Source organism: Phenylobacterium sp. (assembly GCF_030698145.1).
Taxonomy (GTDB): Bacteria; Pseudomonadota; Alphaproteobacteria; order Caulobacterales; family Caulobacteraceae; genus Phenylobacterium.
The window spans coordinates 18283-30404 of sequence record NZ_JAUYNW010000131.1; the positions used below are offsets into that span (position 1 = coordinate 18283).

Here is a 12122-nt window from a genome sequence, read left to right on the forward strand (position 1 = left end):
TGACGGGCGCAATCGCCGACCCGACTTTAGATGGCTGTAGCCCGCGCCCGCTCGATATAGAGGCGACGGAGCTTCATCGCTATGGGTCCGACCACGCCATTTCCCACCGGGTGGTCGTCGACCTTGATCACGGGCAGCACCAGAGAACCCGCGCCGGTGATGAAGGCTTCCTTGGCCGCCTTGGCGTCGGCCGGGGTGAAGGGCCGCTCGTCGACCTCCATCCCCTCCTCCCGCAACAGGTCGAGCAGCGTGAAGCGCGTCACCCCGCGCAGGATGTTGGCGTTGGTGTCGCGGGTGCGCAGGCGGCCCTCGCCATCCACGATCCAGGCGTTGGACGAGGCGCCCTCGGTGACGAAACCCAGCTCGTCGACGAACCAGGCCTCGACGGCGCCGCGCTCCTTGGCCGCCTGCTTGGCCAGCGCATTGGGCAGCAGGCCGACGGTCTTGATATCGCAACGGCCCCAGCGGTTCTCCGGCGTGGTGATCACCGCCACGCCCTTGGCGGCCTTAGCCTCGGTAGCGGCGCGGTCGACGGCGGAAACGGTGATGACCACGCTGGGCGGGACGTCGCCGTCGGGGAAGGCGTGGTTGCGCGGGGCGACGCCGCGGCCGACCTGGAGGTAAAGCAGGCCTTCCCGCACCCGGTTGCGCCGCACCGCCTCGCGCAGGACGATGGTGAGCGCCGCGCGGCTCATGGGCATGGCGATTTTCAGCTCGCCCAGGCTGCGCTCCAGGCGGGCGAAATGCCCCTCCGGATCGGCCAGCTTGCCGTCGAACAGCGCCCAGACCTCATAGACCGCATCGCCGAGCTGATAGCCTCGATCCTCGATATGAACGCTGGCCTCGCCATGACGCACGAAACTGCCGTTCACATAGGCGTAACGCCCCATTACGCGTCTTCCTCTTCGACCGGCCGGGCGCCCGATAGGCCCAGCGACTTCAACTTCCGATGCAGGGCCGAGCGCTCCATGCCGATGAAGGCCGCAGTCCGCGAGATATTGCCCGAGAACCGCAGCATCTGGGCGTTCAGGTACTCGCGCTCGAACACTTCGCGCGCCTCGCGCAGCGGCAGGGCGATGATCCGTTCGGCGCCAAGTGCGCTGGGCTGGTCGCTGGGGCTGGCGTCGCCGGGCAGCATGTCGGCGCTGATCGCCTCGGACGGATCCCCGGAGGCCAGGATCAGCATGCGTTCGACGTTGTTGCGCAGCTGGCGCAGGTTCCCCGGCCAGGCCTTGACCTGCAGGGTGGCCAGGGCGTCGTCCGCCAGCCGGCGGCGCGCCATGCCGCTGGCGTCGCAGATCCGCTTGATGAAGTAGTCGACCAGCTCGGGAATGTCCTCGCGGCGCTCGGAGAGGCCAGGCACCGTCACCGGCACCACGTTCAGGCGGTGGAACAGGTCCTCGCGGAATCGGCCGGCGGCGATCTCCTCGCGCAGGTCGCGGGAGGTCGAGGACACCACGCGGACATCAACCTGCACGTCGCTGTCGCCGCCCACCCGGCGGAAACGCTGTTCGACCAGGACCCGCAGGATGCGGCTCTGGGTTTCGCGCGGCATGTCGGCGACCTCGTCCAGATAAAGGGTGCCGCCGTGGGCGTTCTCGAACACCCCGATCTTGGCGGGACGGCCGCTGGCCCCCTCCTCCCCGAACAGCTCCAGGTCCATGCGCTCGGGCGTCATGCCCGCGGCGCTGATCACCACGAACTCGCTCCGGGCCCGCGGACTGGCGCCGTGGATCAGGCGCGCCACGGTCTCCTTGCCAGCACCGGGCGGACCGGCGATCAACACCCGGCTGTTGGCCGAGGCCAGCTTGGCGATCAGGCCGCGAAGCTGTTGGGCGGCCACCGAGCGTCCGATCAGTCCCTCCGGCTGGATAGCCTGAGTGCGCAGCCGCCGGTTCTCCCGCTTCAGCGTGCTGGTCTCCAGGGCCCGCTCCACGCAGAGCAGCAGCCGGTCGGACTTGAAGGGCTTTTCAAGAAACTCATAGGCGCCGCGCTTAATCGCGCTGACCGCGGTCTCGATGTTGCCGTGGCCCGAGATCATGATCACCGGCAGGTCGGGATCGAGCGCCTTGACCATGTCGAGCAGCTCCAGCCCGTCCATGCCGCCCCCCTGCATCCAAATGTCGAGGATCAGCAGGGCGGGCTTGCGCGACTTGATCGCCGCGAGCGCGCTTTCGGAGTCCGTCGCGGTGCGCACGCCGTAGCCCTCGTCCGACAGGATGCCGGCCACCAGCTCGCGGATGTCCGCCTCGTCGTCGACAACCAGAACATCAGCCGCCATCAGGTCACTCCTAAGCCTTGGGCCGGGGTCGGGGCGGCGGGGGGCCTCGTCACGCGCGCCGCCGTCGGGAATTTCAGCACCGCGCGCGCGCCCTGGCCGCTCAGCGCGTCGGTAAGTATCAGTTCGCCGCCATGGTCTTCCAGGATGCGCTTGACGATGGCCAGGCCCAGTCCGGTGCCCTTTTCGCGGGTCGTGACATAGGGTTCGGTCAGGCGGTCGCGGTCCTTGTCGGGCAGGCCGACGCCGTTGTCCTCGACAATGATCTCCACGCCCTGGTCGCCCGAGACGAGCTGGGCGGTGATGTGGCCGCGGGCTTCATGCGCCGCGGCCATGTGGGCGCTCACCGCCTCGGCCGCGTTCTTCAGCACATTGCCCAGCGCCTGGGAGACCATCCGGCCATCGGCCAGCAGGATCACCTCCGGCGCGGGCTCCAGCATTTCGACGTCGATGTCGGGGCTCGCCACGCGCTGGGCGAACACCGCGGCGCGCAACAGCTCCACCGCGTCCTGCTCGGCGAACTTGGGCGCGGGCATCCGGGCGAAGGAGGAGAACTCGTCGACCATCCGGCCGATCCCGTCCACCTGGCGCACGATGGTGTCGGTGCAGCGGTCGAAGACCTCCAGGTCCTCGGGCGCGACCCCGCTTCGGAACTTGCGGCGCAGGCGCTCGGCCGAGAGCTGGATGGGGGTGAGCGGGTTCTTGATCTCGTGGGCGATGCGGCGGGCGACGTCGCGCCAGGCGGCGTTGCGCTGGGCTGAGACCAGCCGCGTGATGTCGTCGAAGGTCAGCACCAGCCCGCCCTCGGACCGGCTGGCGCGAACACGCAGGCGCCGCGTCTCGCGGTCGCGGGCGACGTCGACCTCCTCCTCCGCCTCGCCGGCGATCAGGGCGTTCTCGGCGATCAGGGCGAACTCGGGCGCTACCTCGTTAAGCCGCCGGCCGCGGACCGATCCACCGCCCAGGTCGAGCAGCACGGTCGCCTGGCGGTTGGCCGCCGAGATGCGGCCTTCGGTATCCAGGCCGATCACCCCGGCGGAGACCTCTGCCAGCACGGTCTCGATGAACATCCGCCGCTGCTCGGCCTCGTCGCCGGCGCGCTTGAGGGCCGCCTGCTGGACCTGAAGGTCGTGGGTCATGCTGTTGAAGGCCCGCGACAGCACTGCGATCTCCTCGGGATCGTTGTCGGCGTCGACGCGGGCGTTGAGGTCGCCGCCGGCGACTCGGCCGGCGGCCTGGACCAGCCGGCCCACCGGCGCGGAAATGGCGTTGGCCGCGCCCAGGCCCAGCCAGACGGCGCCCACCAGCACCAGCATGGCGGTCTCCATATAGGCCAGGGCGAACACGGTCTGGATGCGCGAGCGGCTCTCGGCGGCCTCGCGATAGGCGGCCAGTGACCGGTCGGCCTCCTGCAGGTGGTTGACGATGCCCTTCTGGACCGGCCGGGTCACATAGAGATAGCCGTCTGGATAGGCCGAGAGCTTGTAGAGCGCTCGGGTCAGGTCGGTCGTGACGAAGATGTCGCCCTCGTCGGCGGCGGTGAAACTGGAGGGCGGTGGGGTGACGAACTTGGGCGCGTCCACCGCTTCGGCGCGGGCCAGGATGCGGCCCTGTCGGTCGATCAGATAGGCCGCCGGGAAGGCGTGGTACGAGGCTTGGTAGGCCAGGAAATGGCTGAAGGTGACGGGGCTGGCCTGCAAGGCCGGCGCGGCGCGGTTGAGGTCCACGGCCATCAGCGAGACGTGGTCGCCCACATAGCGCTTCTGGTCGTCCACATAGGAGCGCGCCACCGTGGCGGAGTTCTCCATCACCGTCTGGACCCGCTGGGAGAACCAGTTCTCGACCCCGCGATTGACCAGCACGCCGTAGAACAGGGCCACCACCACGGCCGGGGCCACGGCGGCCAGCGCGAACAGGGTCACGAAGCGCAGGTGTAGGCGCGCGCCGGCGTCTTCCGAGCGGGCGCGCAGGAGGGCCGCCAGGCGCACGCCCACCTGGGCGGCCAGCACCAGGATCAGCACCAGGTTGAAGCCGAGGATCGCCAGGATGTTCTTGGAGGCCGGCGCCAGGGGGCCGGTTTCCGGCGGCGAGGCCGCCAGCAGGATGGCCACCGCCGTCAGGATTGCGGCGAGCGCATATCCCCCGCCGAGCACGTAACGCGACTGCAGCGTCCGCCAGATGCGCGCGGACGTCGTCGCCTCAGTACCGCCTTCGTGGACCAGGAACGCCATTGCTGGCCGATCCTAATGGGGAGTGTACCCCAGACACAACAGTGATGTTGCCGACAAGCTTCACTGCAAGGCGTTGGCGCGGACCGGGCCGGACACTCGGGCGTCGGGGAAGATGCGCAGGAAGTTCTCGGCGTAGAAGCGCTCGCGCACGGCCTCGCTCCGGTCGCCCAGGAACCCCTCGAACCGCTTGATCGGATCGCGGCCGCCCTCCACGTGCGGATAGTCGCTGGAGAACAGGTAGAGCTCCGGGTTCGACTGGTCGATCAGGGCGCCCACATCCTCGAAGACGAAGGGGGTGAAGGCCATCTGCTGGGTGAGCTGTTCCGACGGCTTGCGGCTGAACGGGGTCTGGTTCTTGTCGGCCCGGATCCAGTTCTTAGCCACCCAGTCCAGTCGGGTCAGCAGGGATGGAACCCAGCCCGCGCCCAGTTCGACGCTGGCGCCACGCAGGGTCGGGAAACGTTCGAACACCCCATCGATCATCATCACCGACAGGAAGGTCTCGGGCCCCTGGTGCAGGATGGCGATGTCCTTGCTGCGCAGGTTCTCGCCGCCGCCCATCCAGTCTGCGGTCGGACCCTTGCCGTTGTTCATCCAGGCCCTGGCCTGCTGCAGCGGCGCGCCGCCCACATGCAGCAGGAACGGCGTGCCGCTCTCGGCCAGCCGCGCCCAGAACGGGTCGAAGTCCACGTGGCCTGGCGAACGCTCGCCGCAGGGACGGTGCGGGATCCAGACGGCTTTCAAGCCGGCGGCGATCGCCGCGTCCAGCTCGGCGATGGCCAGGGCGGGCTCGTCCAGCGGCACGATGGCCACGCCCAGCAGCCGTGCGTCATCGCTGCAGAAATCGGCCATGTGCCGGTTGTGGGCGCGGGTGGCGCCGTAGCGCAGCTCCGGCGTGATCTTCGCGCTGGCCGAGAACGGCATGGCCACGCTGTGGGTGGCGAAGACCAGCTGCTTCTTGAAGCCCAGCAGGTCCAGGGCCCGGCTGCGGTCGCCGCGATCGAAGGCGCCCAGGGCCTGGATCTCCTTGGAGCTCTCGATCAGCCGGTCGCCCAGCGCGATCTGGGCGGCGATGTGCGCGTCGCTGTGGCGACCGCCCTGCCCGACGATCACCGCCACCTCCTCGTCGGTGACCAGGGAGGCGCTGTAGCTCACCTCGGGGATCTCGTCGCGCAGCCCGGGATCGGCGTACTTCTTCAGGAAGTCCGGCAATTCCATGATGTGGCTGTCGGCGTCGTAGTACGCGCGGTGGTCCGGGGCATAGGCCATGGCTTCCCTCCATCGGGCCTCTGAGGGCCGCTTGGCGGGCACTATCGGACGTGCGCAGCGACCTGTCACGTCGCTCTGGGATGACAAACGGCGGCGGCTGGGTTATCTGGTCGTTCGATGATCCTCGCGGCCAACCAATATTCGTTTTGGTATTTTGGCTATTCCGACGCCCTGGGCGGAGGAAGGGGATCGCGTGACCTGACCAGACGGTCCTAGTCACAGCCCTTTTCAAGCCGCCAGGTTCTGGCGGCTTTTTTCATAAGCGCCGCCGGACCCGACCAACCTCCGGAGCGCCACATGCCCCACACGACCGACGACCTTCGCATCCTGAACATCAAGCCGCTGGCGCCGCCCGTGGCGGTGATGGCCGAGCTGCCCGCCAGCCCTGACGCCGAGCAGACCGTCACCCGGTCCCGCCGCGCCCAGCACGAGATCCTCGAGGGCCGGGACGACCGCCTGATCGTGGTGATCGGCCCCTGCTCCATCCACGATCCGGTGGCGGCCATGGACTACGCCCATCGCCTGGCCGATCAGCGCACACGCCTGGCCGGCGAGCTCGAGATCGTCATGCGGGTCTATTTCGAGAAGCCCCGGACCACGGTCGGCTGGAAGGGCCTGATCAACGACCCGCGCCTCGACGGCAGCTTCCGGATCGACGAGGGTCTGCGGCTGGGTAGACGTCTGCTGTGCGAGATCAACGAGTTGGGCCTGCCGGCCGGCGTCGAGTTCCTGGACGTGATCACGCCTCAGTACATCGCCGACCTGGTGGCCTGGGGCGCGATCGGCGCGCGAACGACCGAGAGCCAGATCCACCGCGAGATGGCCTCGGGCCTCTCCTGCCCGGTCGGGTTCAAGAACGGCACGGGCGGCGACCTGCGCATCGCCGTGGACGCCGTGAAGGCCGCCAGCCAGCCCCACCATTTCCTGGCCGTCGACAAGCATGGCCGATCCGCCATCGCCTCCACCCGGGGCAATGAGGACAGCCACGTGATCCTGCGGGGCGGCAAGGTTCCGAACTACGACGCCGCCGGCGTCGCCGCCGCCGGCGCTGAGATGATCGCCTCGGGCCTCGCCCCGCGCCTCATTGTCGACGCCAGCCACGCCAACAGCGGCAAGGACCCGGCCAACCAGCCCGCCGTCGTCCGCGACGTGGCCGCCCAGGTGGCGGGCGGCGACGCGCGCATCGTGGGCGTGATGGTCGAAAGCCATCTCGTGGCCGGCCGTCAGGACCTGGTCGCCGGGCAGCCCCTGACCTATGGCCAGAGCATCACCGACGGCTGCATCGACTGGGCGACCTCGGTCGAGGTCCTGGACGACCTCGCCGCCGCCGTCCGCGCGCGGCGGACTCGGGGACTTGGTGTGGGCGCGGCTGTGGTGGGCGAGATGGCGTAGCGGCGCACTTGATCACCAACTCCATCCGCTCATCCCGGCGAAGGCCGGGACCCAGATCTCTACGATCAGCGGTGGGTTGGAAGGGTTCAGAGCTTCTAGAGCCCGCTTCGGAGCTGTTCCATCTGGGTCCCGGCCTTCGCCGGGATGAGCGGTGTCAGCGTGCCCCTACCGCCGGCCGCGGCTCATCTCGACGCCGAGGTCCTGGATCTTCTTGCGCAGGGTGTTGCGGTTGAGGCCCAGGATCTCGGCGGCGCGGACCTGGTTGCCGCGGGTCGCCGTCAGGGTGAGCTGGATCAGCGGACGCTCGACCTCCTCCAGCACACGGTCATAGAGGCCGATGGGCGGGATTCCGTCGGGCTGCTCGGCGAAATAGCCGCCGAGGTGACGCTCCACGAGAGTGGCCAGGGTCACCGGGCCCTCGTGGCCCGGGATCACCGGCTGCTGGTCGGCCAGTTCGCGCTCGACGATGCGGGCGCTGATCAGATCCTCGCCGTAGAGGGCGCAGATCCGGCGGATCAGGTTCTCCAGCTCGCGCACATTGCCCGGCCAGGCATGCAGTTTCAGGCGCTCGAGGGCCGCGGCGTCAATGGTCTTGGACGGCAGGCCTTCGCGGTTGGCCCGCAGCAGGAAGGCCCGCGCCAGGTCCGGGATGTCGTCGGTACGGTCGCGCAGCGGCGGCAGCCGCAGGGGCGCGACATTCAGGCGGAAGAACAGGTCCTCGCGGAACAGGCCCTGCTGGATCAGGCCGCGCAGGTCGCGATTTGTGGCCGCGATGATCCGCACATTCGGCCGCCGGCCGGTCCTGGGGTTCAGGGTCTGCTCGGAACCGTCGATCACCCGCAACAGCCGGGTCTGGGCGTCCAGCGGCATGTCGCCGATTTCGTCGAGGAACAGGGTGCCGCCGTCGGCCTCCACCAGCTTGCCGTAGTCGCCGTCGTCGCGGCCGAACAGCTCGGCCTCGACCCGCTCGCGCGGCACGGCGGCCAGGTTGATGACCACGAACTTGCCGTCCTTGCGTCGGCCCATGTCGTGCAGGGCCCGCGCCACCAGCTCCTTGCCCGTGCCGCTCTCGCCCAGGATCAGCACGGTCAGGTCCGCGCCCACCAGGCGGGCGATGGTGCGGTAGACGTCCTGCATGGGCCCGGAGCGGCCGATCAGCGGCAGGCGCTCGTCGCGCATGGCGCGGGCCTGGGCCTTGGATGCGTCGGCGTCGGCGGGCCGGGCCAGGGCGCGACGGGCGGCCGAGGTCATGTCGTCTAGGTCGAAGGGCTTGGAAATGTATTCGAACGCGCCCACCTCGGCGGCGTTGACCGCCGTCAGCAGGGTGTTTTGAGCGCTCATCACGATGACCGGCAGCTTGGGACGCTCCTTGCGGATGCGCGGCAGCACGTCGAACACGTTCTCGTCGGGCATGACCACGTCGGTCACGACCAGGTCGCCCTCCCCGTCCGACACCCATTTCAGTAGGGTCGTGGCGTTGCCCGTGGCCCGGACCTGATAGCCCAGGCGGGTGAAGGCCTGGCTGAGGACCAGTCGAATGGAGGCGTCGTCGTCGGCGATCAGGATCTTCTTGTTTGCGTTGGCCGCGACGTTCATGCGGTGACGTCCTCTTGGGAAACGATGGGCAACAACACACGGAAGGTCGTGCGGCCGGGCTCGGACTCGAAATCGATCAAACCGCCATGGCCGGCGACCAGCTTGGCGACCAGGGCCAGGCCCAGGCCCGCCCCGTGGGTCTTGGTGGTGACAAACGGCTGGAACAGGCTCTCGCGCATGTGGGCTGGAACGCCAGGGCCGTTGTCCTGCACGCGGATCTCCAGGGGCGCGCCGCGCAGGACCTGGCCCTTGGAGGCCCGGACCCGGACGCCGTGACGGTAGGCGGTGTGGACGGTGATGGCGCCGCGGCCGTCGCCGCGCGAATGGGCGGCCTCGGCGGCGTTCTTCACCAGATTCAGGAAGATCTGGATCAGCTGGTCCTCGTCGCCCAGGGCCGGCGGCAGGGACGGATCGTAGTCGTCGGTCAGCGACAAGCCGTCGGCGACGCCGTTGGCGGCCAGCGCCTTCACCCGGTCCAGAACCTGGTGGATGTTGACCGGCTGGCAGTCCGGCAGGGCGTCGTCGGAGAAGGCCTCCATCCGGTCCACCAGCCGGCGCACGCGGTCGGTTTCGTCGACGATGAGCTGGGCCAGCGGCGCGTCCTCGGCCTTGGCGCCGGTCTTGAGCAGCTGCGCCGCGCCACGGATGCCCATCAGCGGGTTCTTGATCTCGTGGGCCAGCATCCGGCCCAGGCCGACGATGGTGCGCAGGCCCGCGGCCTCGGCCCCGGTGCGTTCGCCGCCCAGCGACCCGCCCTTCACATGGAGGGTCAGCAGGACCGAGCCGTCACCCAGCGGCGCGGCCGCGCCGTCAGCTTCGAAGGAAGGATGGCCGAACAGGCTGATCTCCACCCCGCGTTCGCGGACGGCCACCCCCTCCTCGATCGCCCGGTTCAACAGGGAGACCAGCGCCGATCCGGTCGGCAGGGCCGCACCGAACCGCCCGCGGGCCAACAGGCTCAGCCCCTGGCCGAACAGCCGCTCGGCGGCCTCGTTGACCGCCACCAGGGCGCCGTCGCGGTTCACCACCAGCGCCGGCTCGGGAGAAAGATCGAAGGCCTGCGCCTTCAGCGTCTCCAAGTTCACGCCTCCGGGGAGGGTCCTGGATTGCCCGTTCATGCCGCCAACCTCGTCTGGGGATCGCGCCACAGCGCGATCAGGCCACGTTCGACCTCTCCCGGATCCTCCAGACGGCAAAGCGCGGAGCGAGCGCTTCGCCGGGCCTCGGCCTCGTTGGGCCATGGCGCGTTGTCGACATAGGCCGCCAGGTGCTTGCGGAATATCCGCAAACCCAGACGGTCGCCGTAGAACTTGAGACTGTCGTTGAAATGGTCCAGCGCGATGGTCAGGCGGTCCTCCGCCTCCGGCGCTTTGAAGGCCCCGCCGTTCAGAGCGGCCTCGATCTGGGCCGCGATCCAGGGGCGGCCATAGACCCCGCGGCCGACCATCACCGCATCGGCGCCCGAGGCCGCCAGGGCGCGGCGCGCGCTGACGCCGCAGGTGATGTCGCCGTTGACGATCACCGGGATGGAGACCTCGGCCTTGACCGCGGCCACGGCGCTCCAGTCGGCGGCGTCCTTATAGAACTGGCAGCGGGTGCGGCCGTGGATCGTGACGGCCTTGACGCCTCGGGCCTGGGCTCGGGCGGCGATGTCCGGGGCGTTCTTGCTCGCGTTATCCCAGCCCAGCCGCATCTTCACCGTCACCGGCACATCGGGAACCGCGTCGACCGCCGCGGCCATCAGGCTTTCGGCGAGGTCGGGATCGCGCATCAGGGCCGAACCCGAGAGGACACCGGTTACCTCTTTGGCCGGGCAGCCAAAGTTCAGGTCGATGATCTGTGCGCCGGCGCGGGCGGCCAACCTTGCGCCCTGCGCGATATGGACCGGATCACGGCCCACGAGCTGGACCACCATCAGCGGCAGGCCCTCGCCCACGGCGGCGCGGCGCACGACGTCGGGCCGGCCCTTGGCGAACTCGTCGCAGGCGACCATTTCGGTGGCGACATAGGCCGCGCCCAGCTTGCTGGCCGCGCGGCGGAACGGCAGGTCGGAGACGCCGGTCATCGGCGCGATCCACGCCCGGCCGCCGACAGACACATCCCCGATATCGAGCTGACTGCTCATTTCTTACGCACCCCTATCGCACCCTTTTTAGGCATATTCTGGAGCGTCGTAAAGCCTGGACAGGTCGCCGCCCTCGGTTAAACAAACGCAATGACGTTTTCGGCGGTGATCGTGGCGGCGGGATCTAGCACACGGGCCGGACCCGGTGCGCCGAAACCCTGGCGGTCGTTGGGCGGCCGGCCGATCCTGCGCTGGTCAGTCGAGGCCCTGGCCTCCGCCGGGGCCGCGGAGATCGTCGTGGTGACGGCGTCCGAGCGGATCGCTGGGGCCGACGAAGCCCTCGCGGGCCTGTCGGGCTGGCGCGCCGTCGCCGGCGGCGCGACGCGGGCCGAGTCGGTGCGGGCCGGCCTCGCCGCCCTCACCTGCCCCGCCGACCAACCCGTTCTGGTCCACGACGCGGCGCGCCCCTTCGTGACCGTCGACCATGTCGAGGCCCTGCTGGCGGCCTTGGCCGGCGCCGACGGGGCGGTTCCCGTCCTTCCCGTCGCCGATACGCTGAAGCGCGGTGTCGATACGATCACCGAGACCGTTTCCCGCGAGGAGCTCTGGCGCGCGCAGACGCCCCAGGCTTTCCGGCTGGGAACCCTGCGCGAGGCTTACGCCGCCTGGCCCGCCGACGCCGAGCCCACCGATGACGCCGCCGTGGTCGAACGGGTCGGTGGTCGCGTGGTGATGACGCCGGGCGATCCCATGCTGATGAAGCTGACCTATCCCGAGGACTTCGCCATGGCCGAACGGCTGCAGACCCGCATCGTCCGCATCGGCCAGGGGCTGGACGCCCACCGCTGGGGTCCCGGCGAGGCCGTCTGGCTCTGCGGCGTGAAGATCGCGCATGACGCCGCCCTGATCGGCCATTCCGACGCCGACGCCGGCCTGCACGCCCTGACCGACGCCATTCTCGGCGCCATTGGCGAAGGCGATATCGGAGAGCATTTCCCGCCGTCCGACCCGCAGTGGAAGGACGCCTCCTCCGATCGCTTCCTCAGCCACGCGGTCGGGTTGGTGGCCGCCAAGGGCGGGCGCATCCTCAACGCCGACGTCACCCTGGTCTGCGAGCGTCCCAAGATCCGGCCGCACCGTGACGCCATGCGCCAGCGCCTGGCCGAACTGATGAACCTGCCGCTGGACCGCGTCAGCGTGAAGGCCACCACGACCGAGGGCATGGGCTTCACCGGCCGCGAAGAAGGCCTTTTGGCCCAAGCCGTGGTGTCGATCGAGACGCCTGCCTGAG

9 protein-coding genes are annotated in these 12122 nt (G+C 69.4%); 2 read left to right on the forward strand and 7 right to left on the reverse strand.

What is annotated here, in order from left to right; genetic code table 11:
- Positions 1 to 26 precede the first annotated feature (26 nt).
- The 4 genes from Q8Q77_RS18600 to Q8Q77_RS18615 are packed head-to-tail and all read right to left on the reverse strand — an operon-like array spanning position 27 to position 5778.
- Positions 27 to 890, reverse strand: coding sequence for a D-amino-acid transaminase (locus Q8Q77_RS18600; RefSeq protein WP_305585349.1), 864 nt, complete (start codon positions 888 to 890; stop codon positions 27 to 29).
- Positions 890 to 2281: a sigma-54 dependent transcriptional regulator gene (locus Q8Q77_RS18605; RefSeq protein WP_305585351.1), complete on the reverse strand. Its 1392-nt coding sequence runs from the start codon at positions 2279 to 2281 to the stop codon at positions 890 to 892. Before Q8Q77_RS18605 ends, Q8Q77_RS18600 begins: the two co-directional genes overlap by 1 nt.
- Positions 2281 to 4509, reverse strand: a complete 2229-nt coding sequence (locus tag Q8Q77_RS18610; RefSeq protein ID WP_305585353.1) for a PAS domain-containing sensor histidine kinase — start codon at positions 4507 to 4509, stop codon at positions 2281 to 2283. The genes Q8Q77_RS18605 and Q8Q77_RS18610 overlap by 1 nt, the downstream gene beginning before the upstream one ends.
- A gap of 60 nt (positions 4510 to 4569) precedes the next feature.
- Complete coding sequence (locus Q8Q77_RS18615; RefSeq protein WP_305585355.1) at positions 4570 to 5778, reverse strand: amidohydrolase family protein; 1209 nt, start codon at positions 5776 to 5778, stop codon at positions 4570 to 4572.
- Positions 5779 to 6075: 297 nt separating this feature from the next.
- Between Q8Q77_RS18615 and Q8Q77_RS18620 the strand changes: the two genes are divergently transcribed.
- On the forward strand, positions 6076 to 7170 hold the full coding sequence (locus tag Q8Q77_RS18620) for a 3-deoxy-7-phosphoheptulonate synthase (protein ID WP_305585356.1): 1095 nt from the start codon (positions 6076 to 6078) through the stop codon (positions 7168 to 7170).
- A 165-nt stretch (positions 7171 to 7335) separates the two neighbouring features.
- Here the strand turns inward: Q8Q77_RS18620 and Q8Q77_RS18625 are convergent, their stop codons facing one another.
- The 3 genes from Q8Q77_RS18625 to dusB are packed head-to-tail and all read right to left on the reverse strand — an operon-like array spanning position 7336 to position 10891.
- The gene (locus Q8Q77_RS18625; RefSeq protein WP_305585357.1) at positions 7336 to 8766 is read right to left on the reverse strand and encodes a sigma 54-interacting transcriptional regulator; all 1431 of its coding nucleotides are present in this window, start codon (positions 8764 to 8766) and stop codon (positions 7336 to 7338) included.
- Positions 8763 to 9884 (reverse strand): nitrogen regulation protein NR(II), encoded by a 1122-nt coding sequence (locus tag Q8Q77_RS18630; RefSeq protein ID WP_305585358.1) that lies wholly within the window; start codon positions 9882 to 9884, stop codon positions 8763 to 8765. The genes Q8Q77_RS18625 and Q8Q77_RS18630 overlap by 4 nt, the downstream gene beginning before the upstream one ends.
- Positions 9881 to 10891, reverse strand: a complete 1011-nt coding sequence (dusB, locus tag Q8Q77_RS18635) for a tRNA dihydrouridine synthase DusB (RefSeq protein WP_305585359.1) — start codon at positions 10889 to 10891, stop codon at positions 9881 to 9883. Before dusB ends, Q8Q77_RS18630 begins: the two co-directional genes overlap by 4 nt.
- 90 nt (positions 10892 to 10981) lie before the next feature.
- On the opposite strand from dusB, the gene Q8Q77_RS18640 reads away from it, so the two are divergent.
- A complete protein-coding gene (locus Q8Q77_RS18640) occupies positions 10982 to 12121 on the forward strand; it encodes a bifunctional 2-C-methyl-D-erythritol 4-phosphate cytidylyltransferase/2-C-methyl-D-erythritol 2,4-cyclodiphosphate synthase (protein WP_305585360.1) in 1140 nt (379 codons plus the stop codon).
- Position 12122 lies beyond the last annotated feature (1 nt).

Coding starts and splice junctions, on each gene's coding strand:
- dusB (WP_305585359.1), bottom strand. CDS start 10,891: ATGAGCAGTCAGCTCGATATCGGGGATGTGTCTGTCGGCGGCCGGGCG.
- Q8Q77_RS18630 (WP_305585358.1), bottom strand. CDS start 9,884: ATGAACGGGCAATCCAGGACCCTCCCCGGAGGCGTGAACTTGGAGACG.
- Q8Q77_RS18625 (WP_305585357.1), bottom strand. CDS start 8,766: ATGAACGTCGCGGCCAACGCAAACAAGAAGATCCTGATCGCCGACGAC.
- Q8Q77_RS18640 (WP_305585360.1), top strand. CDS start 10,982: ATGACGTTTTCGGCGGTGATCGTGGCGGCGGGATCTAGCACACGGGCC.
- Q8Q77_RS18610 (WP_305585353.1), bottom strand. CDS start 4,509: ATGGCGTTCCTGGTCCACGAAGGCGGTACTGAGGCGACGACGTCCGCG.
- Q8Q77_RS18600 (WP_305585349.1), bottom strand. CDS start 890: ATGGGGCGTTACGCCTATGTGAACGGCAGTTTCGTGCGTCATGGCGAG.
- Q8Q77_RS18605 (WP_305585351.1), bottom strand. CDS start 2,281: ATGGCGGCTGATGTTCTGGTTGTCGACGACGAGGCGGACATCCGCGAG.
- Q8Q77_RS18615 (WP_305585355.1), bottom strand. CDS start 5,778: ATGGCCTATGCCCCGGACCACCGCGCGTACTACGACGCCGACAGCCAC.
- Q8Q77_RS18620 (WP_305585356.1), top strand. CDS start 6,076: ATGCCCCACACGACCGACGACCTTCGCATCCTGAACATCAAGCCGCTG.